Origin of the sequence: Neobacillus sp. NPDC097160 (assembly GCF_044762155.1) — a bacterium.
Classification (GTDB): domain Bacteria; phylum Bacillota; class Bacilli; order Bacillales; family Cytobacillaceae; genus Neobacillus.
This window is the reverse complement of the sequence record NZ_JBIWDU010000012.1, coordinates 136,314-161,722: the sequence shown is the minus strand read 5'-3', so window position 1 is coordinate 161,722 and position 25,409 is coordinate 136,314. Positions and strand designations below refer to the sequence as shown.

Here is a 25,409-nt window from a genome sequence, read left to right as displayed (position 1 = left end):
CAAGTATAATTCAAAAAAACGCGGTGATTTTTATCACCGCGTTCACTTTAATAAATTAAGTTGAAAAATTCTTCTTTTGAAATATTTCCAAAATAATGTTTGGTATCAATTTCTGATAGTACCCTTTCAATTTCACTTTTTTCATAGCGAATCCCTTTTAACTTGTTTTCAATATCACTTACATCGCCAACACCAAAGAAGTCACCATATATTTTACAATTTTCTAAGATTCCTTTGTTAACTTCCAAGCGGGCATCGATCGAACCAACAGGGAAACGGTGAGAATGCTGCAAGTTGAACTTCGGCGATTTTCCGTAGTTCCATTCCCAGTTTTGGTAGCGCTCCTTTGATAGCTGATGAATCTTTTCCCAATCTTCTTCAGTCAATACATATTCAGGTATTTCTTCTTGTCCTTCAAAAATGGATTTCAAAATTAAAGAACGGAAAGCTTGAATATCAATCTTTTCTGTTAAAAACTCTGATATATTGGCAACCCGGCTGCGAACCGATTTGATTCCTTTCGATTCAATCTTGTCCTTCTTCACCTTTAATGCAGAGACAACATGATCCATTTCTGAATTAAACAGCAGGGTTCCATGGCTGAACATTCTCCCTTTAGTGGAAAATTGGGCATTCCCGGAAATTTTCCTGCCCTCAACTTCCAGGTCATTTCTACCGCTTAACTCGGCGTTAACCCCTAATGCTTTCAATGCTGCCACGACCGGCTCAGTGAACTTGCGGAAGTTATGGAAGCTTTCACCGTCATCCTTTGTAATAAAACTAAAGTTTAAATTACCTAAATCATGGTATACTGCACCACCGCCCGACAACCTGCGCACAACGTGAATCCCATTACCCTCAACATATTCTGTATTGATTTCTTCAATCGTGTTTTGATTTTTGCCAATAATGATGGATGGTTCATTTATGTAAAATAATAAATAGGTCTCATTAATATCAAGATTTTTCAACGCATACTCTTCAATTGCCAAATTAATCCGCGGATCAGTGATGCCTTTATTATCGATAAATAACATAGTTTTCTGCCCCTTCTTATAGTGAAATAGAAAGAAATTCATCTGCAAGTTTTATTATACCAGTATATTCGCCAGATGCCTCCGTAATTAAATCCGCTAAATTTCCGTACTGCGGCAGGTGAGTGAGGATTAATTGTTTAACAGCTGCTTTTTGAGCAAAGCGTCCGGCCTCCACACTGTTCATATGCCCTGCTGACATGCCATTTTGATGTCCATAAAAATTACATTCACATAGTAAAACATCGGCATTTCGGCTGAATTCTATAAACTCTTCCTTAAAGGAGCTATCAGCAGTATATACGATTGTCTTACCATCTGCCTCAATTCTCATCGCATAACATGGAACAGGGTGGTTCGTTTTTAAAAATGAAACTTGAAACGGACCTATTGCAAGTGTGCTATGGGGAACATAAGCATACCCTTTTGTGATATTTTTATACGTTAATTTGGCAAATTCATGTTGATCAAATTCATGACCATATAGCGGTAATGCCGGGAAATCCTTGCCTAAAAATCCCTGAATCAGTCTTGCATGCTGCAGGACACCGATATCTGCAATGTGATCAGGATGATAATGAGAAATGATGACTGCATCCAATTCCTCCGGCTGAGTGATATTTTGCAGTTTTGAAAGAACCCCGCTTCCACAATCAATTAATAATTGAAACCCTTCATGTTCAAGCAAATATCCAGAGCTTGCCCCATTCTGCTTCGGATATCCACCCCAAAAACCGATTACTGTTAGTTTCATGTTTCATTCCTCCAAATCTAAGATTCCTATCTTTAATATACTCAATAATTGGTTTCATTTCATGAAAAAAACCAGCCGAAAACGAATCGGCTGGCTTCAAACCTTATTCACTTACTAAATGATTATTTTGATGTTTATGCCTCATTGTAAAATAAGCGATTGTACAAATAGCAAAGGCTACTAAGAAACCTAAGAGTATCATGACATTTTGCCACATATTGCTAAAGTCACCACTTGAAATAACAGCTTTAAATCCTTGAACCGTGTAGGTCATTGGCAAGAAGGCATTAAAATGCTGTAAGAAGTTTGGAATCAATTCAAGTGGGAAAGTTCCGGCACTTGTAGTTAATTGGAAAATTAAAATGACAATCGCCAAGAACCGTCCTGCATCTGCAAAAACAGAAACAAGCAGCTGAATTAATGCAATAAACGTCAAACTCGTGATGATCGAAAATAAAATAAACTTCGGTACACTTTGGACGTCAAGACCTAATCCCCCAAGCAAAATGACATCTGCAAGTAAGGCTTGGATAATACCAACACCTGCCATGATGGAATACTTGCTAAGAAACCAGTTAAATCCACTTGATGGGGCAACCGCCGTATCCCGCAGCGGGAAGACAATCGATAATAACAGTGCACCCACGAATAATCCTAATGAAATAAAGTATGGTGCAAATCCTGTTCCATAGTTTGGCACATGATTAATTTTTTCATTATCGAGTTTAACGGGTGCTGCCATCATATTATACGTTTTATCATCGGAATGAACCTTTGAAGCTTCATTTGCCCCGTCTGACAGCTTATCAGCTAATTCCTTGGCACCTTCGGACAGTTTTGTTGTACCATCTTTTAATTGGTCAGAGCCATCTGCTAATTGTTCAGCTCCAGATGTAAGTGCAGATGAACCTGCTGTTAATTGATTCATGCCAGAAGAAAGGTCGCTGGCACCATCATTTAATTTTGTTGAACCAACATATAAATCGTGGACCCCTTGTTGTAATTCCTTCTGGCCACTATTGACTTTACCAATACCGGCAATCAAATTATCAAAGTAAGGGGTTGTTTGTGCATTAATTTTTTCAGACAAACCACTCGATGCACCTGCTAATTTTTCATCAACCCCTGTTTTGAATTGATTAAAGCCTGCATCAAGTTTAGGGCTTAGTTCCGATAAAATTTGTTGCTGCAACTGTTCTTTTGTTGGTGCTGTTTTTTGCTCATTCGCCATAATTCCTTGTACTAGAGCTGGGTCAACTTTGTTATCAATTAAGGTTTGAGCTAACTTTTGCATTTTTTCTGTTTGTTCTGTTATCGTTTGCTCAGCAATTTGGGCTGCTAACATTCCAGATAATTGTGATTTAAACTGATCAATGCCATTGTTTAGTTCCCCAACACTACCGGTTAATTCCTTTTCAATGCCAGCAGCAATACCGGCTGGAAGGTCACTTTTTAATTGTTGTGCACCTGCATAGACCTCATTAGTTCCATCAACCAGCATCGGGAAACTTGAATCTGCTTTTGCTAACCCTTTTTTTAGTTCAGTAGAACCTGATGCAAGTTGGTTAGAACCCGAATCAGCAGTCTTCATCCCGTTATTAAATTCAATGGATTTCTCAGCAAGTGTCGCAAGACCGTCCTGTAAGTCCTTTGACCCCTTGTCTAAATCAACGGAACCATCACTTAATTGCCCTGCACCATCACTCGCCTTGACTACTCCGTCCGCAAGTTCGGTAATCTTGTCAAACATCGTTTCAGCGTAAGTCTCGGTTACTTTTTCCGCGACAGCTGTTTTGATTTTCTCTGCTGCCGTACCGCCGATTTGTGCTGAAAGGAAGTTAAAGCTTTCGTTTGGCGTGTAGATCAGCTCCAGCTTTTTCGGCTTTTCGTCTAGTAATGTGGTCGCATTTTTGGAAAAGTCTTTTGGGATTTCGATGACCATGTAATATTTTTGGTCTTTTAATTTTTTATAGCCTTCATTCTTATCGACAAATTTAAATCCAAAATCTTTACTTTTCTTTAGTTTGGAAACCAAGTCATCACCTAGCTTTAGGTGATCCCCATCAAGTGTTGCACCTGCATCATCATTCACAACCGCAACCGGCAGCTCATCAAGTTTGTCATATGGGTCCCAGAACGCCCAAAGGAACATTCCAGCATACAAAACAGGGACAAACATAACAGCGATTATCGGAATTAAGACTTTTTTATTTTTAAGAATGGTCAAAAGCTCTTCCTTTAACAAGATGTTTTTCACCAGCGATGCCTCCTCTTATAATATTGACTATTTTATTCATTTGGTCATTTTACTTCCAAAGATAAGGACTATCCTAAGAATAATCCATAACAAAAGTTATAATTCAGCTGTCCATAAATGACCATATGAACATTTTAGTCACTTAATACTTTAAGAGTATACATCCAATTTTATTAGTTGGCAAGTAGTAGGAAAAATAAAAAGAAGAAGCCGTCATCACTGAACAGCTTCTTTTGCAAAATTCTTCACTTTTAAGTAATCCAGTACATTCTGAACAGCTAATTCTCCTTGATCGATACAATCAGGAACCCCGACGCCTCCGTAGGAAGCACCTGCTAGAAATACACCTGGCAGTTCTTCTTTAACATGCTCTAAGATGTCTGCCAATCGCTGTTTATGCCCGACAGTGTATTGCGGCATGGAATTTTTCCATCGCGATACAATCGCAAAATCAGGATTCAGCGTAATATCCATTGTCTTTTTTAAATCATCAAGGACAATCTTAATAATTTGATCATCTGACAGGTCGACGATCGTCTCATCGCCCGCTCTCCCTACATAGCAACGGAGCAGGACTTTTCCTTTAGGTGTCGAATGTTCCCATTTTTTATGGGTCCAGGTACAGGCGGTAATGGAATAATCACCGTTTCTCGAAACGACAAATCCTGTCCCATCAATTTCATTCTTAATTGCCTCCTCGGGAAAGGCCAGTGCTACGGTAGCAACAGATGTGGATGGGACGGATTTAAATGGATCGAAAAAGCGATAGTCAGAAAACATTGTTTGCGTTACCTTATGAGGGGTAGCAGCAATAATACAATCTGCATTAATCGTTTCTCCATTATTCAAGTAAATCTCATATTGTTGATTGGATTTCACAATTTTATCGACACGATGGCCCTTTAAGATTGTCTTCGGATCCAATTTTGCTTCAATCGCTTCGGCAAAGGATTGAAGCCCTGTTTTGAAGGTTAAGAATCCGCCTTTTTTCTTATCCTTATTTTCTGCTTGCTTGGGCTGGGATGGAGTTGTTTTTTTCATACCCATGATCAGGCTTCGGTATTTCTGTTCTACCTCATAAAATTGCGGGAAAGTGGACATGAGGCTTAATTGATCAATATCGCCGGCATAAATGCCCGATAATAATGGTTCAATTAAATTTTCCACAACTTCATCTCCCAATCTTCTTCTGAAAAATTGTCCTAATGATTGGTCTTTTCCGCTTTCTGAACGAGGGAGAATAAAATCAGCCGCAGCTCTTAGTTTACCGGGAACGGAAAAAAGACCTGTTGTAATAAATGGTCCTATTTCTGTTGGAACTCCCATGATCGAACCACCAGGCATTGAATGAAGCTTTTCGTTAACAAGAACATACGATTTACCTGTGGAATTAGGCACTAATTTATCATCCATCCCGACTTCCTTTGCTAGTCTGACAATACTTGTTTTTCTTGCCAAAAAGGAATCCGGGCCTCTTTCAATCGTAAAACCGTCTCTTACAACGGTTTGCATTTTTCCACCAAGACGGTGGGAAGCTTCAATGAGTTGAATCTCAATAGGCAGATTATTTTCTTGAATCGTTTTTTGAAGATAGAACGCTGACGTGAGACCAGCAATTCCTCCCCCAATAATGACAACCTTCTGTTTGTCTTCGGTCACAGACGTCACCCTCTTCCTTGTCAATTTCAGCCTAGGTTTAATCCATTATTCTTTTGAGAATGACACTTGATAAGCAGTCAATGAATTCTTCCTTTGCATTAGGCATTTCCGGACGATAGTAGCTTACACCTAATTCTTCCGTAACAGCCTTACATTCATAATCGTTATCGTATAACACCTCAAGGTGATCGCATACAAACCCCACAGGTGCAAACACGAATGCTTTATAGTGATGATTGTTAAATAGTTCCCTTGTTAAGTCCTGAACATCCGGTCCAATCCATGGCTCAGGCGTATTTCCGGCACTTTGCCAGCCGATTTCGTAATTCTTTACCCCAGTTTGTTCAGCAATTAATTCTGCCGTTTCCCGAAGCTGATTTGGGTATGGATCGCCAAATTGAAGAATTTTCTCCGGCAGGCTGTGTGCGGAAACGATGAGTACTGCCTGTTCTTTTTCTTCTTGAGGCATTTGATCAAAAACTTGTTTTACTTTATCAGCCCAATAACCGATAAATTTCGGCTCTTGATACCAACTCTCAATCGTTCTTATATTGAGCCCGCCTAATTTTTCTGCTTCCTCCACAGCTCTTCCGTTATAGGATTTTACACTGAAGGTCGAAAAATGCGGAGCCAAAACAATGCTGACAGCTTCTTCAATCCCGTCTTCATGCATTTTTTTAACAGCATCTTCGATAAACGGTGATATATGTTTTAACCCTAAGTACATTTTGAATTCAATTTCATCTTGAATTTTGTTTAAATGCTGCTCAAGCTTTTCCGCTTGGTCAAGTGTGATTTTTGCTAATGGAGAAATTCCACCGATTGCTTCATAACGATTACGAAGATCTTCCATCATTTCCGGGCTTGGCTTTCGGCCATGCCTGATATGTGTATAATATCCTTCTAAATCATCTAATGTATATGGGGTACCGTAGGCCATTACCAACAGACCCATTTTCTTTTTTGTCATGTGCTGCACCTCATTAGTAAATCTCTTTGCTCTCCCGGTTGGGGATAGGCCATTACCCACTTTACAGCCAGTAATGGGCCTTTTTTTAAACAACTCATATTATTGTGCCAAAAAATTGGACTACTTACCAATTCTAACACTTACAGTTGAGAACTTAGCGACTCAATTTGGATGCTGAATACTCATGTACAAAGGAGGCTAATCTTTTCAATGTTTCCGGTTTAACAGATGGGAATACACCATGACCTAAATTAAAGATATAGCCGTCTTGTGCCATTCCTTGATCTAAAATGGCTTTTGCTCTTTTTTCAATCTCATCCCATGGAGCTAACAAAATGGCTGGGTCAAGGTTGCCTTGAACGGTTTTATGAATGCCCATTTCTCTTGCTTGGCTAATCGGCAAGCGCCAATCTAAACCTACCACATCAATTGGAAGGTCATTCCATTCTAATGCCAAATGGCTTGCTCCAACACCGAACATAATTAATGGCACGTTTTCTTCTTTTAATGAAGTAAAGATGCGATTCATAATTGGTTTGATGAAATAGCGGTAATCTTCCACATTCAGTGCCCCAACCCATGAATCAAAAATTTGGATGGCCTTTGCCCCAGCCGTTATTTGTGACTTTACGTATGTAATAATCATATCGCCAAGCTTTTCCATCAAAGCAAACCAGGCCTTAGGTTCCGTGTACATAAATGCTTTTGTCTTATTGTAGTTTTTCGAAGGGCCACCTTCAATCATATAGCTGGCAAGTGTAAATGGCGCACCGGAAAAACCAATTAAAGGCACACTCAATTGCTCAGTTGTTAATAATTTGATTGTATCCAAAACATATGGAACGTCTTCTTCCGGATGAATTTCACCTAGTTTTTCAACATCTGCTAACGAACGAATTGGATTGTCAATCACTGGTCCAATTCCGCCCTTTATTTCAACTTCCATACCCATTGCCGGCAGTGGAGTCATAATATCTTTATATAAAATTGCGGCATCAACGTTATATTGCTCAACAGGCAAGCGCGTTACATAGGCACATAGCTCAGGCTGATGAGTAATTTCAAATAATGAATACTTTTCTTTTATTTCTCTGTACTCCGGCTGGGAGCGTCCAGCCTGGCGCATATACCATACAGGTACATGGTCCGTTTTTTCACCTCTTGCTGCTTTTAAAAATGTTTCATTAATTGGTCTAGTCATGAATATAGTCCACCTTTCAAAGACATGTCTGTTTTCCATTTTAATATATTGAACATAAATTTAAAAACTTTTGGAATGAATGTTAATATACATAGACTGTCTCCACTATATCGATTATTCCTATTTGTGTATAGGTAACGATACTAACTGTCAAAAAAAAGTCGTTTTTTCGGTATTTAAATTGTTTAAATTAACAAGAACAATGGAAAATAGTAAGATATAACTAATAGAAAATTATAAAAATTAGGGGGAATGAAAAATGAATGTGTATATGACTGCCGGAACGTTTGACTTTTTAAAAAAAATGGAAGGCAAGTATCCCAACGAGAAGATGGTGACAATGGTCAATGAAAATGGCGCCTTATTACTCCATGAAACAATGGAAGGAAGTAAATTTAAAGAACCGCGCAGGTATGAAGTGTTAGAATCAATTGGGGAGATTAAAAAAGAAGGCTTTGTAGTATTGAATAATATCGCTGTAACTGATGAAGGACGTCCATTATTTGAGCATCAATTTAAAAATCGAGGTCAAAAAATACAAAATGTGCCCGGATTGATTGCATTTAGATTGCTTCGCCCAAAATCATCCAATACGTATGTCATCCTTACGGTTTGGGAAAATGAAATTTATTATCAAAAGTGGCAGAATTCCGATTTGTTTATTGGAGTAGATACAATCAAAGGGACAGTTATAGATGCTCAGCAAAAAACTTTCGCGAGTGCACCCTATGTAAGCAAATATTCGCTAACCAAATAGATGTAGAAATGACGGGAATGGAGTGTAAATACTCCATTCTTTTTTTTATTTTCACCCTCTCACCACTTGATGCAATTTTCATATTCTGTATTACATCCAACAGGGCTATAGCCCGCTTGCTGGATTAACGAGAGGAGGGAATATAAATGCTTATCGAGTTAACAGCTCTTCATTGGATATTTGTGACCTTTATTGTGCTTATTATCGGTTTTATGGTCATGAGAAGGGACACAACCATTGTTTGTATTGCTGGGATTTTCTTGATTGCGCTCACCGCCACTGGCAGTTTAAGTCAATCGATTAGCAGTATTTTCAACAGCTTTAGTTATGCCATTACAGAATTATTGTCTACTATTCTCGTAATTTCCATTATTGTCGCAATGAGCAACACCTTAACGACCACAGGTATTAACGATGTCATGATTTCACCTTTTCGAAAATTAATTCGTAATCCCACTCTTGCTTATTGGACAATTGGGATTTTGATGATGGTGATTTCCTGGTTCTTTTGGCCGTCCCCAGCCGTTGCCCTCTTAGGTGCCGTTCTACTCCCGGTTGCGATTAGGGCTGGACTCCCAGCACTTGGCGTCGCCATGGCAATGAACTTGTTCGGTCACGGGATAGCGCTATCAGGGGATTTCGTTATTCAGGCAGCACCAAAGCTCACATCTGATGCAGCCGGGATTCCTATCCAAGATGTCATTAATGCAAGCATTCCATTAGTATTTATCATGGGTCTTGTGACAACGGTTACAGCATTTTACTTTTTGAAGAGGGATATGAAGCGGGGAGTCCTTCAAACAACTTCCAGTGTTATATCTGATTCCCTATCTGAACAACCTGTTCAGCCTTCCCTATTATCTCTTGGACAAAAGCGATTCTTTGCCATATTGGTTCCATTATTATTCGCTGCTGACGTGGCTGCCATGACATTACTAGATTTAACGGGCGGTGATGCCACCGCATTAATTGGTGGTACCTCCATTCTTATTCTTCTACTAATTTCGCTAACAAGCCATAAAAATAAAGGGCTTGAAAAAACGACTCAGTATTTAATAGAAGGATTCACATTTGGTTTCAAAGTATTTGGTCCGGTTATTCCGATTGCAGCCTTCTTCTATTTAGGTGACGCCGGTTTCGGAAAGATTATCGGTGACTTTTTACCGAAAGTTTCACAAGGTATTGTCAATGATTTAGGTGTTGCTCTTGCCAATATCGTCCCATTAAGTAAAGAGGTTGGAGCGATTACCTTGACTGCTGTAGGAGCAATCACTGGTCTAGATGGATCCGGATTCTCAGGGATTTCACTAGCAGGATCTGTGGCGAGTTTGTTTGCTGTTGCCATTGGCAAAGGTGCAGCCACACTAACTGCACTTGGGCAAATTGCCGCAATCTGGGTGGGTGGCGGAACGCTCGTCCCGTGGGCATTAATTCCCGCTGCTGCAATTTGTAACGTCGATCCATTCGAGCTGGCAAGACGAAACCTTGTACCTGTATTTATTGGGCTCGTCGTAACGACGATTGTTGCAATGTTTTTAATTTAAAGTTAGGGAGAGGCAGACGGAGGTTTAGCCTCTTTTCCTTCTTTAAATAGTGTAAAGGTGTTAAAATAGTTTGAAAATACACTCTTTATTTTAAAGAAATTGGGGGAACTACATATGTTGAATGGATTATTTAGCAAATTAGAAGGTTACTACGAAGAAATGGTCTCCATCCGGCGGTATATGCATCAGCATCCGGAATTATCGTTTAAAGAATATGAAACGGCTAAATTTATTCAATCCTATTATGAAAAACTTTCTATCGAAGTAAAGGGTAATATTGGCGGGAATGGAGTAGTTGCCAAGGTCTATGGGAAAAAACCTGGTAAGACGGTTGCATTACGAGCAGACTTTGACGCATTGCCGATTCAAGATGAAAAAGATGTTCCATACAAATCAGAGGTGCCAGGTGTCATGCATGCCTGCGGACACGATGGTCATACTGCAACACTACTTGTCCTTGCAAAAGCATTAAATGAACTTCACGATGAACTTGAAGGAACCTATGTCTTTATACATCAACACGCAGAAGAATATGCTCCCGGCGGTGCGGCACCAATGATTGAGGACGGCTGTTTAGATGGTGTCGATGTGATTTTCGGTACACATTTGTGGGCAAGTGAACCGACAGGGACCATCCAATATCGAACAGGTCCAATCATGGCGGCGGCTGACCGTTTTGAAATAGAAATTCAAGGAAAAGGCGGCCACGGAGCGCAGCCGCATAAAACAAAGGATGCCATCGTTACCGCTTCACAGCTCGTATTAAATCTCCAGCAGATCGTCAGCCGCAAGGTCAATCCAGTCGAATCTGCTGTTGTGACTGTTGCTTCCTTTACAGCTGAAAATGCCTTCAATGTCATTGCCGACAAAGCAAAATTAATAGGAACTGTCCGCACCTTTAACGAAGATGTGAGGCAGTTTATTGAAGAAGAAATGGAACGAATCATTCACGGCACTTGCTATACAGCTGATAGTACTTATAAATATGATTTTGTCAGGGGTTACCCTGCAGTAGTCAACCATGCAAAGGAAACAGAGTTTTTAATTAATTACGCGAAGGATATTGCGGAAGTGAAAACAATTGAAGAAACGGAGCCGCAAATGGGCGGTGAGGATTTTGCTTATTATTTGCAAAAGGTTCCTGGAACCTTCTTTTACACAGGAGCAAAGCCGGTTGGTGACAATGAAGGGTTTCCGCATCACCACCCCAAATTTGATATTGATGAAAAAGCGATGCTCATCGCCGCTAAAACACTTGGAACAGCAGCAATAAGAATCCATAAAGAAGAATAATAAATAAATCCCCTGGACTCATTAGAGTTCAGGGGATTTTTGCAGCAGCCTTAATCGATAGGCATTCATCGCTGTTTCACCTAAATGCTTCAGGAGATTATTATTGGCATAGGCACCAACAAATGCACCAATTCCCGGCACAAGCTGAAATAACTTTGCCAGGTCAATATAATCGCGGTACTCTTGCTGAAACTTGCGCCAATCCATTTCGGCGAGAGCCTGTCTGCGGTTTTCCCAATTTTCAACTTCGGATAAAGTATCCTTGCGAATGTCATCACTTGAAAAAGCTAGTTGAAAAACATGGAGAATAAATAATCTTTCTTCATATTTTCTTGTATCAAACCCATAAACAGAAGCGGCTTCAAACAGAAATTTCATCTTTATCGTTAATAGTAACGGGAAATCGGCTAGACCTAGTAAAATTCCTCCTGCCCCTGTCCCTGCTCCTTCGACCACTGCTGTCTTCTGATAGGCAGCTATTTTTTTTCGCGCCAATTCATCTCTTTCTGCAAGCGTTAAGCCGCGGGCTTGATCTTTATTCGTTGTCACCTTAGAGCCTAATAACGTCGCTTTAACCATCGCTTTAATACTATCAGTCATGACTTCATGAACCTTTTCAGGAATCCATTCGTTGATTTTTCCTTGAGCTTTTTTCGATACACGGCTCATCATTCCAGAACGTCTGGTTAATTTCCGTTTCCATTCCTCAACTTCATCGTAAACCATTAATTCATACTCGTTCAACCATTCCACCCCTCTCCTTACACTTAACTTATGCTTCATTACGATAGAACCCGCCCAGTGGTTTCAAAAAAAATCCCCTTCATCTAAAAAGGAGATTTCGTAGATTACGCTTTTAATCGATTTTTACCGTAAAAATAAACAAAAATATAGCTAAACGCAAGACCAGCTAGTAAGGCAAGTATAGAAATAAGAAACTCACCTTTAATCAATATAAATAAAGTAAAAATGGCTGCCTGAATCGCTAAGATGGTCATTAATATCAAATGAAACGAAGCGGTTTTATATTTTTGTGCAACCGGATAGAGGTCAACCCACAGTTTGTTTTGGTGATGATTCCATAACGGCAGCAATTGGAAGCCGGTTAGATATAAAAATAAAACACTAAGTAAAATTTGCCCCAGACCAAATGAAATAAAATAGATGCCAAGCGCACCAATCACTGTTAAACGTAGGAATAATCCCAGGTAATCGGAGGAGCGCAAAAACGTTCGTGAAAACAAATACAGATAGGTCTTTTCTTGTGAAAACCGGATACTGCTAATGAATACATCCAGCCATTTTCGTCTTTTCACAGTGTCCTTTAATTTTGGCACATCGGTAAACATGTTGGCCAATCGATAAAAGGAAGCCATCCTCTTTTCTTCCTGTTCAATTAATTGATCCCACTTTAAGCCCATTTTTTTTGTTCGCATCAAAAAACTGTAATAATAAAAGCCCATAATCAATGCAATAACCAAAAAGATAAAAAGGTTTGCCTGTTTAAATAAAAGAAAGGAAAATGCTGCATTGATAAAATAGCGGACAACCATGTCCAATTTATGTACAGATGACTCCACGTAATAATGAATTTTCCAAGTGACAGCTAAATTCCAAACTTTCACAATGAGCAATACGACTAAGAATGGAATAAATGAGCTGAAGCCGTTATCACTTACATGTGCATACATCGGCATGAGTACTGCCAGAACCATTAGCAGAATATAGCCTTGAAAGACAAAGCTTGCAATCCCGGAACGGAGAAAATATCCTTTCAATTGATCCTCTAGCGGCAGTAAAAACACCCTGTCAGCCTCCAGCAGAAAGTTGTATACTGGACTGTATGTGACAAAAATTCCAATAATAACAGCCAAAATAAGCTCTGCGGGAAAATTGGGTGAAAGTGTTTCAAGCCATTTTTGATAATAAAAGGCTGCTGTTCCAATTAGAAATAACAAGACGATCACAAGATGTCCATTGAAAATATAGCGTAAATATCTTCCTAAATCTTTCATCCGACCGCCAGCGCGGTCTTTCCAAAGCTTCTTTTCATCAAACATAATTCTCTTCCTTTGTTAACTGAATATACAAATCATCTAAAGAGGCATTTGGCATCGAGAACTGCTCCCTTAACTCAGTAAGTGTTCCTTTGGCACGGATTTTTCCCTCATGGAGAATAACAAAGCGGTCACAATATTTTTCCGCTGTGGCAAGAATATGTGTCGACATTAAGATTCCCGCACCGTTTTCTTTCATCTTTTTCATTAAATCAAGCAGTGACTGGATCCCGAGCGGGTCAAGGCCAACAAATGGTTCATCAACAATATACAGCGATGGCTGTACAAGGAACGCACACATGATCATGACCTTTTGTTTCATCCCTTTTGAAAAATGAGCTGGAAACCAGTTTAAACGTTTTTCCATTCGGAATTCTGATAACAACGGAGTAATTCGCTGTTTATAGGTGGACTCATCCAGTCCGTATGCCATGGCAGTTAATTTCAAATGCTCATCTAATGTCAGTTCTTCATATAAAACTGGTGTTTCAGGAACAAAGGTAAACAAGCGGCGATAAGCTTCTTTATTTTCAGTAAAAGATTGTCCATTAATTTTGATGGTGCCTTTATGTGGCTCCATTAATCCAATAATATGTTTGATGGTAGTACTTTTCCCTGCCCCATTTAGTCCAATAAGACCAACTAATTCTTTTTCGCGAACTTCAAAGGAAACATCCTTTAATACAGGGTTCCTAGTATATCCTCCGACAATATTTTCAATTGTTAATAAAGACATTTGCAACGTCCTTCCGTAGCATGATTATGGTTTTCATTTTATCAAATTCCTCTGGATAAAAATAGTTTTCAATTTTTCATCAAACGTTTTGTATAATTCTTTCATAAGCGGACATCATAATATTCGAAGGGGAAACAACTGACGAAGATGAAGAAATTCATCAAAACTTGAAATGAGGTGTCTGTTAAAGACAATTTCCTTTCAAACAAGTGAGCTTCTATTCGATTCAAAATAAGGGGATGGTTGTTTTGTACAATGTGCATGCAAACCATTTAGAGTTCAACACCAACTGTTTATCTTAAAATAATAAACGGCAAATGAGGTGTTTACCGCAGATCGCAACCCGTTTTTAAAGGTTAGGAAAACCAATAAAAACAAATAGGGGATGGTCAGCTTGAACAATGATGTCTCTTTATAAAAAACACTCTATGAAAAATGAGGTGTTTATCAAAGAACACTCCTAATATGAACGCAAATTTGAAGCAATCCCCTTCGAGAGGGCAGGATTCCACGCGGATCCTGCCTTTTTCTTTTTTATTTTGTATGGTAAAATAATACAAACTATTTTATTGAGGGGTTGTATATGAAATGAGCGATTGTATTTTTTGTAAAATTGTTAATGGAGAAATACCTGCTGCAAAAGTTTTTGAAAACGAGCATGTTTTAGCGTTTTTAGATATTAGTCAAGTAACAAAAGGACATACCCTGGTCATTCCGAAGGTACATAAGGAAAACTTATTCGAATTGACTCCGGAAATAGCAAGAAATCTATTTGAAGTCGTCCCTTCCATTGCCAATGCTTTAAAAAGGGAATTTGAACCGATTGGATTAAATAGCATCAATAATAACGGTGAACATGCCGGCCAATCTGTTTTTCATTTCCATATGCACCTGATTCCTCGATATGGCAAGGGTGACGGATTTGGTGCCGTTTGGAAAAATAACCAAAGTGACTATTCACCACAAATGTTACAAGAAATCGCAGCAGCTATTAACAAGCAGCTTTAGGCTGGCCATTGAGGTGGTCGAAGATTAATTTTCTGAAAATTATATCTTTATTAATATTATAGTATTATGGTATAATGAATGTAAGTTTTTCGCTGCAGGCAATCAGTGCACTGCAGGAGGAACAAATAGCATAGGATAGCAGAGGAGAGATGAGAAATGAAAACAAAAAATCTAGTCATTTTAGCACTTTTAGCGGGGATTGGGGTCGTTTTGCATTCGGTAATGCCAAACTTTCTTGGTATTAAACCAGACATGATGCTGGCGATGATGTTTTTAGGAATTATTCTTGTACCAGAAGGAAAAAGTGTCATGCTAATGGGAATCGTAACGGGAGTATTATCAGCATTAACAACGGGATTTCCTAACGGACAGATTCCAAATATAATTGATAAGATTGTTACTTCATTAATCTTTTTCGGTTTATTTCTGGTCTTAAGGAAATTTGTAAAACCTATTGTTTGTGCTGCTATTTTAACCGCAGTTGGAACATTAATTTCAGGAACGGTCTTTTTAGGTTCTGCCCTTTTACTTGTTGGATTACCAGGTCCCTTCGCAGCCTTATTTTCTGTAGGTGTTTTACCTGCAATCGCACTAAATACTGTTATTATGATTATTTTGTTTCCAGTAGCTCAATCTATTTTCAAAAGATCTAAAATATCATCAACTTCCGTCATTCAAAAGTAATGCACGGGATCCTTTTTAAGAAAAGAACCCCATGGGGTTCTTTTCTTAAATTACATACTACAATACACCTATGAAAAAGTTGAAAGCAAGAATGCAACTAGCAGGCAAATCCCACCGGCCCCAGCCAATGCTGCTGCTCTTTTCTTTAATACTTGTTTTGGCGGATAGACACCGGGTCTTTTTAATTCAAATAAATATTTACATGTTCCCAAAAAAAGAATAGCACTTACGATAAAAAACGTCACAACGACAACCTTCATTTTTTTGTCCCCCTACTAAAAATCGTAATTCGAACAATGTTTGTAACTATTTATATGTTTTACCGTCCATTCCTATGAACATGGTCTCGTTACGATGGGTGATGACAGGATTACTATTCGAAAAAAATTTTAAAACGAGTTTTCAAAAAGTTGCCACTATTCGGAGGAGGCCAGTAAAATGAAAGTAAAACCTTTTTTATACGGGTTTATAGCAGGTGGTCTTGCTGCAGGTATTAGTAGTTTACTAATAGCTCCCAATGCAGGAAAAGTTACAAGGGATAGAATAAAAGAAAATAAACAGATGGTGCTTAGTCAATTGCAGGAACTTAAAACGGAGCTAATGCAATTGAAAGATTCTTTCACCAATGCAACGAAGGAAGGAAAAACGCAAATTTCAAAGTTTCTTTCAGATGTTAAATTCTCTCTTGCTCACTGGGAGAAAGAAATAAGGCCACAACAGCTTGAGATTCAAAAAGAAATTATTGAAATGAAAGAAACAGTTCAAGAATTAGAAGAGGAAATTTTAGAATATAGCAAATAACGAATATTTGGAGTTTTTTTCAAAATTGATTAGCAGGAACAGGGTTTTTCAATAGATTTTCAAATTTCGATATAAAATTACCCTAATTTCTAAAAATTTTGTGAATTTATATCTTTATTAATTTTTATTTTATTGGCATAATGAAAATAGAGAAATATAAAAGTAGGTGAAAATGGGGATGACTGAGAAACAATATTCGATGAAAGAAGCAATGATTTTTAGTCAGAGAATTACGCAATTAAGTAAAGCGTTATGGAAGTCGATTGAAAAAGACTGGCAGCAATGGATTAAGCCGTACGATTTAAATATTAATGAACACCATATTCTTTGGATCGCCTATCATTTGAACGGGGCTTCCATCTCAGATGTGGCCAAATTTGGGGTAATGCACGTCTCAACAGCTTTTAATTTTTCAAAAAAGCTAGAAGAACGAGGCTTGCTGAAATTTTCAAAAAAGGAAAACGATAAACGGAATACGTATATTCAGCTCACTGACAAAGGTGAAGAGATTTTACTTCAATCAATGGAAACGTATGAGCCAAATGACAATGCTGCTTTTTCCGGTGCCTTGCCACTGCGGGAATTGTATGGTAAGTTTCCGGATATTATTGAAATGATGGCAATTGTTCGCAACATTTATGGTGAAGATTTTATGGAGATTTTTGAACGTTCTTTTCATAATATTGAAAGTCAATTCACTGAAGAAAATGGGACACTGAAAAAAGCGAATAAAACGGAACAAGAGTTAGCGTAGGAACTCCATTATAAATATTTTTGGAACTCCTGAAAAAGAGGCTTATATAAATTCTGGACCAGGCATGCATTAATTACCTCTTCTATCTTCAGGTTAGCTGGTAATGAGGCTGATAAATCGTCAAAAAGCGGATGAAAGTAAACATACCCTTCCGCTTTTTGTTTTTCTAATTTCATGCTCAATGCGTCACATAAATAATAGAACTTGTCTATTTCTTGCTTGGTTACCCCGTTTTCAATGATTAACTTATAAAATGCAAGATTTGGGTTGTTTATCAGCTTTATTAACAGCTTTTGATGATATTCGAGTAGATTAATTCTTTGCATTAGCAATTCCTGTCCATTCATAAAACAACCCTCTTTTCGGTCCTTTAGAATACTCTATATTCATTATTCACCTTTTAAGGTGAAGGGTAAACCTTTATTAAATATTTATAACACAAATTTTAATGGATTTGTTTACATTCAAAAAAAGTCTAACATTCTTCCATTCTTTATGACTATCTTTTTTGTGTAATTTTTGGTATTGTATTAAGCATAACACGAACAACAGGGAGGGAATCGTTGATGATCTCCGTTTTTATTGTCTTCGCTATTTTTATATTGTTTTATGTAAATAAAATGACCAATTCTCTATGTATCCAAAAAGAAATCCCCGAGGAAAACCAGAATAAGGTGTTCCGCACCATTAATGTTCTAATTACGATATTACTGATCTCATCATACGTGGAAATTTTATATACATAATCCAACAATGAAAATAAACGAATGGTTTGGATTTCATTAGAAAACAAAAACATTGAAGCGATGAGGTAGCTCCCATCGCTTTTAGTTTGTCATTCTTATCTTAATAGATCCAAGAAGCCCCAATGATAATTAATAGGATGAAAAGGACTACGATTAATGCAAATCCTCCACCGTAACCTGCTCCACCAGACATATATCATTACCTCCTCTCAAGTATGTTATTTTCCCTGTTAATAAACCCAGGAAGCCCCAACAATAATTAATAGGATGAAAAGGACTACAATTAGAGCAAAGCCCGCTCCATATCCTCCAGCACTCATCGAATTACCTCCTTTTTCATTTGCTAAGATATCCTATTCATCAAGTATTCAATTCGTTTAGGCACTTGGCTTATTTTTAATGGAAAAGTCCATCTTACATTTAGGTATATTTCTAAAACGCACACATCATTTATTTTTGCAGTAGTTCCCATTTATGTTATAGTAAGTGATGTGGACAAAAAGACCAAAAGAATTTACTGATTAGGAGAGATTCAGCATGAAAAAATGGATATTAGCCCTTACATTAACTGGCGGGGTTCTTACATTAGGCGCTTGTAATCAAAGTGGTTCTGATACAGTGGCAAAAAGTAAGGTAGGAAATGTTACACAAGAAGAACTTTACAAAACAATGAAGGACAAGTATGGTGACCAAGCCCTTCAGCAGCTTGTATACGAAAAAGTTCTTTCAAAGAAATACAAAATAACAGATAAAGAATTGAATGAAAAAGTAGATCAATTAAAATCAGATCTTGGTGCAAATTTTGAAGCAACGCTTGCACAATATGGCTATAAAAACGAAGCTGATTTAAAGAAAACGATGAAGCTTGGCATGATGCAAGAAAAAGCAGCTCTGAAAGACGTAAAAGCAACGGATAAAGAATTAAAGGATTACTATGATAGCTATCAGCCGGATATTAAAGCCCGTCACATACTTGTTGCTGATGAAGCTACTGCAAATGAAGTAAAGAAAAAGCTTGATGGCGGTGCAAAATTTGAGGATGTCGCGAAAGAATACTCAACAGATACAGCTTCCGCTCAAAATGGCGGTGATTTAGGTACCATCAACAATACGAATAAAGCACAATATGATGCTGATTTTATAAAAGCTGCATTTGCTCTTAAAGCAAATGAAATTAGTGCACCAGTAAAAACACAATTTGGGTATCATATTATCCAAGTAACAGAGAAAAAAGAGAAAAAGCCATATGAGGAAATGAAGAAAGAGATCGAGTATCAGGTAAAATCATCTAAATTAACTAGCGACGACATTAACAAAGCGATGCAGCGTGAACTAAAAGCAGCAAACGTAACAGTTAGTGATAAAGACTTAAAAGACGCTCTTAATCCACAACCATCTGCAGCACATCAATAAAAAGAAAAGCGCAGGCGCCCTGGCGCTGGAGCTAGCCAAATAGAAAAGCGGAAACGCCACTGGGCGCTTCCGCTTTTCTTTTCGGCTAGCTCTTATTCTCCTGTAACCTTTAGTTCTTCACGCGATTCCTTTTCACGCTCCAGGCGTTTAATATAGATTTCTCCTTCGCGTTCGATGTCTTCCATTTCTAACTGACGCTCTTCCCTTCCAGTTTTGATCGCCATAAGGGCACTGATTACAATTCCAACCACAACTGCATAAATCCAAATAGGTATAGTCAAATTCTCTGCTCCCTTCCCTAGTGGTTGTCCACTTCTGTATTACAACTTATTCGATTTTTTTAAAAATATTCTTTTTCAAAAAAAAAATAACCCAACATGTGGGTTATTCATTATTTATGAAACACTGGCTTATAGAATGATCGGTTATCTAAGGCGAAAATTCGTTCAGTAAATTCTCCAGGCTTCACTCTTTCTAATGCACGATCAAGCATGTTCATTTTTGCATCAAGATTATCTATATAATGAAGAATTTCTGCTTCCTTGATTAATGGCGGTTTTGGACTGCCCCATTCCGCTTTTCCATGATGGCTTAGGACGAGGTGTTGTAAAATTAAAACCTCTTCACCGGATATCCCAAGTTCTTCAGCTGCCTTGCCAATTTCGTTAATCATAATGGTAATATGACCGAGCAAATTTCCTTCGATGGTATAAACTGTTGAAACCGGCCCCGATAATTCCATTACTTTACCCATATCATGTAAAATAACTCCGGCATAAAGGAGATCCGTATCAAGACTAGGATATAGGGAAGCAATTGCCTTGGCTAAATCAAGCATGCTAACAACGTGATAAGCAAGTCCTGAAACAAACTCATGATGATTTTTAGTAGCAGCAGGATATTCCAAAAACGCCTTTTGATGTTTCTTTATTAAATGGCGTGTAATCCTTTGAATGTTAGGATTTTTCATTTCAAAAATATATTGTGTCAGCTTACTAACCATTTCTTCCTGGCTAAGTGGAGCTGTCTCTAGAAAATCATCCAGTTTCACCCCATCAGAAGGTCCGGTTTTTCTAATCTGACGAATTTTCAACTGACTCTTACCCCGATAATTTTGTACATCCCCAAGAATTTTCACAATATTTTGGGCTGCGTAATTCTTTTCATCCTCTTCACCTGCATCCCAAAGTTTTGCCTCAATTTCCCCGCTTTGATCTTGCAGAATTAACGTCAAAAAAGGCTTGCCATTACTCGCAGTCCCTTTTGTGGAACTTTTTATTAAGAGAAATAATTCAACCTGTTCTCCAATATCATAATGTAATATTCCTTTTCCCAACCTATCCACGCTCCTTCCCATAATATGAGTATAACATATACAACTATTTCTCTATTAAATAATCTAAAACGGCACCTTTTTCTAATGAAAGGATATTTTCCCTCCGGAAATGCTGAAGCAAGTGTGAGTGACAAGTAAAGAATAATATTTGATTCCGCTTAAGTCTTTTAAGAAGTTCAATCACCTTGTGCGTTCTTTTAACATCAAAATTGACAAAGCTATCATCAATGATAATCGGAAACTGGTATTTTTCATAAAGCGTTGTTGCTAATGCAAGCCGAATGGATACATATAACTGTTCCGTCGTTGCTTGGCTTAGCTCATTTGCTTCGAATAACGTGTGATCTTTGCGCTCAACAAGGAAACCGGAACCTGACTTCTGCAGGTGAATCTTTTGGTAGCTTCCGTTTGTAAGGAAAGACATGTATTCTTCCGCTTTGGAGAGCATCCTTGGTAAATGAACGTTTTTATATTTATCTATCGTTTGCAACAAAATCTCTTGAGCTAAGCTATAAACAGACCACTCTTTCGCTGTCTCTTCTAGTTCAAACTTTTTTTGCTTATAGTGGTGGAGAATATCTGAATACATACCGCCTTCTTCAAGTATTTGAATCTCATACCTTATGGAAGCATGTTCCTCTTGAAGCTTTTTCAATTTTGCCTGCAAATGCTGTGCTTCAAGATTACATTCCGTAATTAACTCCTCGCTATCATGAATGGGTAAATAGCTTTCCCATACATGTTCAGGGAGGAGTGAGTATTGAAGCTGGCTCTGAAGCTGATTTAGTCTTTCAAGAAGTTTTTCTCTTTTTTCGACTTCTTCTCCCATTTTGTAGAATTGCTGTTCTGTTACTGCCTTAGCTGCCTGTAAGAGGCTAATATGTTCAGTTTGCAAAAGTTTTAATTCTTGAGATTTCTGCTTCAGATCGGCTTTAAGATCAGCAAGCTTTCCCAGCCTTTCTTGACTCTTTATTTGCTTTTCATGCTCTTCTTTTAACTTGTTCCGCAGTAAATAGGCTGAATTATGTAAATCTAAGCCTTTTTCTTGTAAAAAACGCTTTTCAAATGATGTTAGATCTTCCACTATTTTTGCTCGCTGTTGATTGATTTGACCAAGTCTTACAAGTAGTTGATTTTTCTCTCGGTAAATCGACTTAGACTGCTCAATGAACTCGAAAGCTTCTTGTAAAAAGGATGCAGCAATATATTCAGGAATCTTTAATTCTTTGCTTATGGATAACTGCTTTTCTTTATTTTGAGCCGAATCTACTTCCCATTCTTCAAACTTTGCCACTATCTTTTCAAATTGAGAATGCTGTTGTTTTAGCTTCATTTTTAACATTTGGAGCTCTTCACGCCGTTGATTATCCTGCATTAATTTGTTCTCTAGCTTTGTGATATCTAAATATTCTGCTGACTGAAGTTTTTGCTTTAACAGTTTTTCTTTTTCTCTTAAACCATTTAAAGTTTGCTTCATCTCGCCATTTTCCAATGGCTTTTTGCTTTTCACCATAAAAATTGCAATAGTGATACAACCCATCACGCCTAAAAATAAGAGAGCCCACTGCTTTGTAAACAAGCCATATGCGATTAGACCGAAAAAAATGAATTCAAATAGAAAAAATTGAAGCCTTTTCTGCTTTTTCATACTTGTATTTGCGGCAAGATCTCGTTCATATGCCTGTTGATAAAGGTTGATTTTCTCCTCTAATGTCTTTAAATCCCCTTCAAGGTCCCTCTTATCATTTTCAGTCCCTGCTTGCTCCTCAAGCAGTAACCTTTCCTGTTTAGAAAGAACTTGACTCTCAGCAAATCGGACATCCTTTTCAATTTCTTCCAATGTGTTTTTTTCATCCCGATACCGCTCCTCTAACTCTTCCTTTACTTCTTCTAGTTTTTGTTTTTTTCGAGAAACGACTTCAACTTGATTTTTCATATAAATATTTGTATTAATGGCAAAAATGGCTTCCTCATCTAAAGATAAGTGAAGCTTTTCTTTTGTAATGGCCAGCTGATCATCATACACTAATAGTTTTGCCTCATATTGTTGCTTTTCAAGTCTTAATTGCTCCATAATCGGAACTTGGTCAAGCAACGTTAATATCGCTGACTCATTTTCGAGGAGAGAAAGATTCGGCTCAATCGCTTCTAATTCTTTTTTCAAATTTTCGATTCTTTCACCAATACTTATTACCTCTGCATGATAAGGGTGGATAAGCTGATTTAATCTTTCCATTCTTTCAATCCCGCGTGCAGGGAACTCAATTTCCCCAAATTGCTTAAGCTCTTTCTTTGTCCACTTTTCTTCTTTGACGATAGGCTCAATTCTCTTCCATTCATGCAATTTCTCGACCTTTTCGCCCATTTTCTGTAGCGAGTCATTTATTGCTTCCATTTCTTGCTGCAGCATCTCTTTCGTTGTAATCAGGCTTTCATATTCTTTATTTTTGGCTGCGGCTTTTTTCAATTCTCCATTTATTTCATGAAGTGCCTGCAGCCTTTCATTCAATACTGGTTTTTTTCCGGACGGCTTAAAGCGGGACTCTAACTCTTTTTGGAGGATCGTTTCAGCTTTTGATAACTGCTCAGTTCCTAAAGCTCCGGCGGAGAACAAGAATTTCCCTATTTCTTCCCCCTTCATTTGATGAATGTTTTGTAGGCCATGCAAATTAAAGGAAAAAATGGCTTGGAATAAACCTTTGTTGAAATCTCCCAGCAGTTTTTTCAAAAGTTCCTCTCCGCCAATCGTTCCCGAATCCATGACTACCTTCACATCGCCTGAAGCTTTTCCTTTTATTCGCTCAATGACAGCGTATCCGTGCTCTTCATGATAAATTCTGATTTTGCCGCCATATTTGGTACTATGTTTTGGCACATAGCGCAGGTCGGATTGTTGTTTTGTCGGAAAACCGAAAAGAATACCATGAATAAAAGCCATAATGGTAGACTTGCCAGCTTCATTTTCACCATAAAAAACTTGAAAATCAGCTAGGTCCGTAATTTTGACATTCTCTAATTGACCATAACCGTATATGTGCATCTCAATAATTTTCAAAAAAACTCCCCCCTTCCTTAGGTTTGATATAGTAATTCAATGAGCATTTTCTCTGCCTCTTTAAGCAGCTCTTTTTGCTCTGACTTGGTTAAATGGGATAAATATTTTCTCCCTAATTGATGCTCATATAACGGGGCTAAAGCGTGATCAACATGGTCATAGTGATCAATTGTTTCAAATAGTTCCGCATAAAAATTAGCTTCTGTTTTCAATTGTTCTTTGTCAATTTGCCTACTTTCCGTGATGTGTAAGTCTACGATCCAAACAAAGGATTCCTCATCCTTTTCATCTTCTAATAAAAGCTCTAGTAGCTCACCATTCAAACTTCTTTTTTCACGGTCATCGGCCAATTGAATATTTTTCAAAAAAAGAGTTAGTAATGTACCCATTTGAGCTCTTCGAACGCTATTGATGGCAGTTTGGCATAACCTAAGGCAATCGTAAAAGCTGCTCGCTGTGGAGGCATCAATCACAGTCTCTTGCCAGATCATATCAGATGATTCAATATAGTCCATTTTTGCATCAATGTCTGTCAAAATAACATGATAAAACCCTTTACTGCCGGATTCTTTCTTATTTCTTCCTTGGATATTTCCCGGATAGATAATTGGGGGATTTTCAGACAAAACAGCCCGTTTATGGATATGTCCAAGCGCCCAATAATCAAAGTCTTTTTCCTGTAAATCCTTGATCGAAAATGGGGCATAGTTATCGTGCTCAGTTCCTGTACTTTCATTGCCATGAAGAATGCCGATATGAAAGTCAGCGCCTGCTGCCTTCTTATAATCGTCTATTTTACGATCGAACACATGCCGTGTCGGGTAGCTAAAGCCATAAAGATGGACACATTCACCACTCTTCGTATGGAGCACTTTTGTTTCAACCTCAGTATGAAAAACATGAACGTTTGCGGGCATGTCTAGATGAACCCATGATCCGTTTAAATGATCGTGATTTCCATGGATGACATAAACAGGTATTTCTTGTTCGTTAAGTTTAATCATTTCTGCCCGAAAGCGCGATTGCGCCCGTAAGCTGCGATCTTCTCCATCAAATAAATCACCTGCTAAAATAACAAAATCAACTTTTTGGTCAATAGCCGTCGCCGTAAGCTTTTTTAATGCAGTAAAAGTACTTTCTTTTACCCTATTAAAGATGTGTGCCGGCAAATGCTTTAAACCGACCATGGGGCTGTCCAAATGAAGGTCCGCTGCGTGAATAAACGATATTTTTTTCATAAAAAATTCCTTTCACCGTCTTTTCTTCATTGTAGCATTTCCGAAAAACGAATGCACGTTCTGCTTTGGAAATAATAAAGAACTTTACCAAAAGTGGTAAAGTTCTTTATCC

26 protein-coding genes are annotated in these 25,409 nt (G+C 38.0%); 9 read left to right on the top strand and 17 right to left on the bottom strand.

Features of this window, described 5'->3' with window-relative positions:
- Positions 1–47: 47 nt before the first annotated feature.
- From lplA to hemE, 6 genes are all read right to left on the bottom strand, one after another.
- Positions 48–1,037: a lipoate--protein ligase gene (lplA, locus tag ACIQXV_RS18135; protein WP_402960743.1), complete on the bottom strand. Its 990-nt coding sequence runs from the start codon at positions 1,035–1,037 to the stop codon at positions 48–50.
- 16 nt (positions 1,038–1,053) lie between these two features.
- Positions 1,054–1,788: an MBL fold metallo-hydrolase gene (locus ACIQXV_RS18130; protein ID WP_402960742.1), complete on the bottom strand. Its 735-nt coding sequence runs from the start codon at positions 1,786–1,788 to the stop codon at positions 1,054–1,056.
- A gap of 103 nt (positions 1,789–1,891) precedes the next feature.
- Complete coding sequence (locus ACIQXV_RS18125) at positions 1,892–4,045, bottom strand: YhgE/Pip family protein (RefSeq protein WP_402960740.1); 2,154 nt, start codon at positions 4,043–4,045, stop codon at positions 1,892–1,894.
- A 216-nt stretch (positions 4,046–4,261) separates the two neighbouring features.
- Complete coding sequence (gene hemY / locus ACIQXV_RS18120; protein WP_402960739.1) at positions 4,262–5,704, bottom strand: protoporphyrinogen oxidase; 1,443 nt, start codon at positions 5,702–5,704, stop codon at positions 4,262–4,264.
- Positions 5,705–5,741: 37 nt separating this feature from the next.
- Positions 5,742–6,674, bottom strand: a complete 933-nt coding sequence (gene hemH / locus ACIQXV_RS18115; RefSeq protein ID WP_402960737.1) for a ferrochelatase — start codon at positions 6,672–6,674, stop codon at positions 5,742–5,744.
- Between the two features lie 154 nt (positions 6,675–6,828).
- The gene (gene hemE, locus ACIQXV_RS18110) at positions 6,829–7,875 is read right to left on the bottom strand and encodes a uroporphyrinogen decarboxylase (protein WP_402960735.1); all 1,047 of its coding nucleotides are present in this window, start codon (positions 7,873–7,875) and stop codon (positions 6,829–6,831) included.
- Positions 7,876–8,134: 259 nt separating this feature from the next.
- Here hemE and ACIQXV_RS18105 point away from each other — a divergent pair, with 259 nt between their 5' ends.
- From ACIQXV_RS18105 to ACIQXV_RS18095, 3 genes are all read left to right on the top strand, one after another.
- Positions 8,135–8,632 (top strand): antibiotic biosynthesis monooxygenase family protein, encoded by a 498-nt coding sequence (locus ACIQXV_RS18105; protein WP_402960733.1) that lies wholly within the window; start codon positions 8,135–8,137, stop codon positions 8,630–8,632.
- Positions 8,633–8,778: 146 nt separating this feature from the next.
- Entirely contained in the window at positions 8,779–10,176 is a 1,398-nt protein-coding gene (locus ACIQXV_RS18100; RefSeq protein ID WP_402960731.1) for a hypothetical protein, read from the top strand.
- Positions 10,177–10,290: 114 nt separating this feature from the next.
- Positions 10,291–11,469: a M20 family metallopeptidase gene (locus tag ACIQXV_RS18095; RefSeq protein WP_402960729.1), complete on the top strand. Its 1,179-nt coding sequence runs from the start codon at positions 10,291–10,293 to the stop codon at positions 11,467–11,469.
- 21 nt (positions 11,470–11,490) lie between these two features.
- On the opposite strand, the gene ACIQXV_RS18090 is transcribed toward ACIQXV_RS18095, so the two are convergent.
- The 3 genes from ACIQXV_RS18090 to ACIQXV_RS18080 all read right to left on the bottom strand — a co-directional run bounded on the left by ACIQXV_RS18090 (position 11,491) and on the right by ACIQXV_RS18080 (position 14,262).
- Positions 11,491–12,213, bottom strand: a complete 723-nt coding sequence (locus ACIQXV_RS18090) for an EcsC family protein (protein WP_402960802.1) — start codon at positions 12,211–12,213, stop codon at positions 11,491–11,493.
- A 104-nt stretch (positions 12,214–12,317) separates the two neighbouring features.
- Positions 12,318–13,529 (bottom strand): ABC transporter permease, encoded by a 1,212-nt coding sequence (locus ACIQXV_RS18085; protein WP_402960727.1) that lies wholly within the window; start codon positions 13,527–13,529, stop codon positions 12,318–12,320.
- Positions 13,522–14,262 carry an ABC transporter ATP-binding protein gene (locus ACIQXV_RS18080; protein ID WP_402960725.1) on the bottom strand — a complete coding sequence of 247 codons (741 nt, stop codon included), beginning with the start codon at positions 14,260–14,262 and terminating at the stop codon, positions 13,522–13,524. Before ACIQXV_RS18080 ends, ACIQXV_RS18085 begins: the two co-directional genes overlap by 8 nt.
- Before the next feature lie 588 nt (positions 14,263–14,850).
- Between ACIQXV_RS18080 and ACIQXV_RS18075 the strand changes: the two genes are divergently transcribed.
- Both ACIQXV_RS18075 and ACIQXV_RS18070 read left to right on the top strand, forming a co-directional pair.
- Positions 14,851–15,270: an HIT family protein gene (locus ACIQXV_RS18075; protein WP_402960723.1), complete on the top strand. Its 420-nt coding sequence runs from the start codon at positions 14,851–14,853 to the stop codon at positions 15,268–15,270.
- Between the two features lie 156 nt (positions 15,271–15,426).
- Positions 15,427–15,954 carry a tryptophan transporter gene (locus ACIQXV_RS18070; protein WP_402960721.1) on the top strand — a complete coding sequence of 176 codons (528 nt, stop codon included), beginning with the start codon at positions 15,427–15,429 and terminating at the stop codon, positions 15,952–15,954.
- 68 nt (positions 15,955–16,022) lie between these two features.
- Here the strand turns inward: ACIQXV_RS18070 and yhzF are convergent, their stop codons facing one another.
- Positions 16,023–16,214, bottom strand: coding sequence for a membrane protein YhzF (gene yhzF / locus ACIQXV_RS18065; protein ID WP_402960719.1), 192 nt, complete (start codon positions 16,212–16,214; stop codon positions 16,023–16,025).
- Between the two features lie 178 nt (positions 16,215–16,392).
- On the opposite strand from yhzF, the gene ACIQXV_RS18060 reads away from it, so the two are divergent.
- Positions 16,393–16,755, top strand: a complete 363-nt coding sequence (locus ACIQXV_RS18060; RefSeq protein ID WP_402960717.1) for a YtxH domain-containing protein — start codon at positions 16,393–16,395, stop codon at positions 16,753–16,755.
- 178 nt (positions 16,756–16,933) lie between these two features.
- Positions 16,934–17,509 (top strand): HTH-type transcriptional regulator Hpr, encoded by a 576-nt coding sequence (locus ACIQXV_RS18055; RefSeq protein ID WP_402960715.1) that lies wholly within the window; start codon positions 16,934–16,936, stop codon positions 17,507–17,509.
- 8 nt (positions 17,510–17,517) lie between these two features.
- Here ACIQXV_RS18055 and ACIQXV_RS18050 read toward each other — a convergent pair whose 3' ends face one another.
- A complete protein-coding gene (locus tag ACIQXV_RS18050) occupies positions 17,518–17,856 on the bottom strand; it encodes a DUF1878 family protein (protein WP_402960713.1) in 339 nt (112 codons plus the stop codon).
- Between the two features lie 219 nt (positions 17,857–18,075).
- Here ACIQXV_RS18050 and ACIQXV_RS18045 point away from each other — a divergent pair, with 219 nt between their 5' ends.
- Complete coding sequence (locus ACIQXV_RS18045) at positions 18,076–18,255, top strand: hypothetical protein (protein WP_402960800.1); 180 nt, start codon at positions 18,076–18,078, stop codon at positions 18,253–18,255.
- A 100-nt stretch (positions 18,256–18,355) separates the two neighbouring features.
- On the opposite strand, the gene ACIQXV_RS18040 is transcribed toward ACIQXV_RS18045, so the two are convergent.
- Both ACIQXV_RS18040 and ACIQXV_RS18035 read right to left on the bottom strand, forming a co-directional pair.
- Entirely contained in the window at positions 18,356–18,448 is a 93-nt protein-coding gene (locus tag ACIQXV_RS18040) for a YjcZ family sporulation protein (protein ID WP_205178909.1), read from the bottom strand.
- A 37-nt stretch (positions 18,449–18,485) separates the two neighbouring features.
- Entirely contained in the window at positions 18,486–18,575 is a 90-nt protein-coding gene (locus tag ACIQXV_RS18035) for a YjcZ family sporulation protein (RefSeq protein WP_149869218.1), read from the bottom strand.
- Positions 18,576–18,792: 217 nt separating this feature from the next.
- Between ACIQXV_RS18035 and ACIQXV_RS18030 the strand changes: the two genes are divergently transcribed.
- Positions 18,793–19,668 carry a peptidylprolyl isomerase gene (locus tag ACIQXV_RS18030; RefSeq protein WP_402960710.1) on the top strand — a complete coding sequence of 292 codons (876 nt, stop codon included), beginning with the start codon at positions 18,793–18,795 and terminating at the stop codon, positions 19,666–19,668.
- A gap of 92 nt (positions 19,669–19,760) precedes the next feature.
- On the opposite strand, the gene ACIQXV_RS18025 is transcribed toward ACIQXV_RS18030, so the two are convergent.
- The 4 genes from ACIQXV_RS18025 to ACIQXV_RS18010 form a co-directional block, all read right to left on the bottom strand.
- A complete protein-coding gene (locus ACIQXV_RS18025) occupies positions 19,761–19,949 on the bottom strand; it encodes a sporulation YhaL family protein (protein WP_402960708.1) in 189 nt (62 codons plus the stop codon).
- A 110-nt stretch (positions 19,950–20,059) separates the two neighbouring features.
- Positions 20,060–21,004, bottom strand: a complete 945-nt coding sequence (gene yhaM / locus ACIQXV_RS18020) for a 3'-5' exoribonuclease YhaM (RefSeq protein ID WP_402960706.1) — start codon at positions 21,002–21,004, stop codon at positions 20,060–20,062.
- 43 nt (positions 21,005–21,047) lie between these two features.
- Positions 21,048–24,059 carry an AAA family ATPase gene (locus ACIQXV_RS18015; protein ID WP_402960704.1) on the bottom strand — a complete coding sequence of 1,004 codons (3,012 nt, stop codon included), beginning with the start codon at positions 24,057–24,059 and terminating at the stop codon, positions 21,048–21,050.
- A gap of 17 nt (positions 24,060–24,076) precedes the next feature.
- Positions 24,077–25,297: a metallophosphoesterase family protein gene (locus ACIQXV_RS18010; RefSeq protein ID WP_402960702.1), complete on the bottom strand. Its 1,221-nt coding sequence runs from the start codon at positions 25,295–25,297 to the stop codon at positions 24,077–24,079.
- Positions 25,298–25,409 lie beyond the last annotated feature (112 nt).

Excerpts from the sequence above, each read along its gene's own strand:
- ACIQXV_RS18105 (WP_402960733.1), top strand. The coding sequence starts at position 8,135 with ATGAATGTGTATATGACTGCCGGAACGTTTGACTTTTTAAAAAAAATG.
- ACIQXV_RS18010 (WP_402960702.1), bottom strand. The coding sequence starts at position 25,297 with ATGAAAAAAATATCGTTTATTCACGCAGCGGACCTTCATTTGGACAGC.
- ACIQXV_RS18045 (WP_402960800.1), top strand. The coding sequence starts at position 18,076 with ATGATCTCCGTTTTTATTGTCTTCGCTATTTTTATATTGTTTTATGTA.
- ACIQXV_RS18040 (WP_205178909.1), bottom strand. The coding sequence starts at position 18,448 with ATGTCTGGTGGAGCAGGTTACGGTGGAGGATTTGCATTAATCGTAGTC.
- ACIQXV_RS18055 (WP_402960715.1), top strand. The coding sequence starts at position 16,934 with ATGACTGAGAAACAATATTCGATGAAAGAAGCAATGATTTTTAGTCAG.
- ACIQXV_RS18100 (WP_402960731.1), top strand. The coding sequence starts at position 8,779 with ATGCTTATCGAGTTAACAGCTCTTCATTGGATATTTGTGACCTTTATT.
- ACIQXV_RS18085 (WP_402960727.1), bottom strand. The coding sequence starts at position 13,529 with ATGTTTGATGAAAAGAAGCTTTGGAAAGACCGCGCTGGCGGTCGGATG.
- hemE (WP_402960735.1), bottom strand. The coding sequence starts at position 7,875 with ATGACTAGACCAATTAATGAAACATTTTTAAAAGCAGCAAGAGGTGAA.
- ACIQXV_RS18075 (WP_402960723.1), top strand. The coding sequence starts at position 14,851 with ATGAGCGATTGTATTTTTTGTAAAATTGTTAATGGAGAAATACCTGCT.
- hemH (WP_402960737.1), bottom strand. The coding sequence starts at position 6,674 with ATGACAAAAAAGAAAATGGGTCTGTTGGTAATGGCCTACGGTACCCCA.
- lplA (WP_402960743.1), bottom strand. The coding sequence starts at position 1,037 with ATGTTATTTATCGATAATAAAGGCATCACTGATCCGCGGATTAATTTG.
- ACIQXV_RS18070 (WP_402960721.1), top strand. The coding sequence starts at position 15,427 with ATGAAAACAAAAAATCTAGTCATTTTAGCACTTTTAGCGGGGATTGGG.
- ACIQXV_RS18080 (WP_402960725.1), bottom strand. The coding sequence starts at position 14,262 with ATGTCTTTATTAACAATTGAAAATATTGTCGGAGGATATACTAGGAAC.
- yhzF (WP_402960719.1), bottom strand. The coding sequence starts at position 16,214 with ATGAAGGTTGTCGTTGTGACGTTTTTTATCGTAAGTGCTATTCTTTTT.
- ACIQXV_RS18130 (WP_402960742.1), bottom strand. The coding sequence starts at position 1,788 with ATGAAACTAACAGTAATCGGTTTTTGGGGTGGATATCCGAAGCAGAAT.
- ACIQXV_RS18060 (WP_402960717.1), top strand. The coding sequence starts at position 16,393 with ATGAAAGTAAAACCTTTTTTATACGGGTTTATAGCAGGTGGTCTTGCT.
- ACIQXV_RS18095 (WP_402960729.1), top strand. The coding sequence starts at position 10,291 with ATGTTGAATGGATTATTTAGCAAATTAGAAGGTTACTACGAAGAAATG.
- ACIQXV_RS18030 (WP_402960710.1), top strand. The coding sequence starts at position 18,793 with ATGAAAAAATGGATATTAGCCCTTACATTAACTGGCGGGGTTCTTACA.
- ACIQXV_RS18035 (WP_149869218.1), bottom strand. The coding sequence starts at position 18,575 with ATGAGTGCTGGAGGATATGGAGCGGGCTTTGCTCTAATTGTAGTCCTT.
- ACIQXV_RS18050 (WP_402960713.1), bottom strand. The coding sequence starts at position 17,856 with ATGAATGGACAGGAATTGCTAATGCAAAGAATTAATCTACTCGAATAT.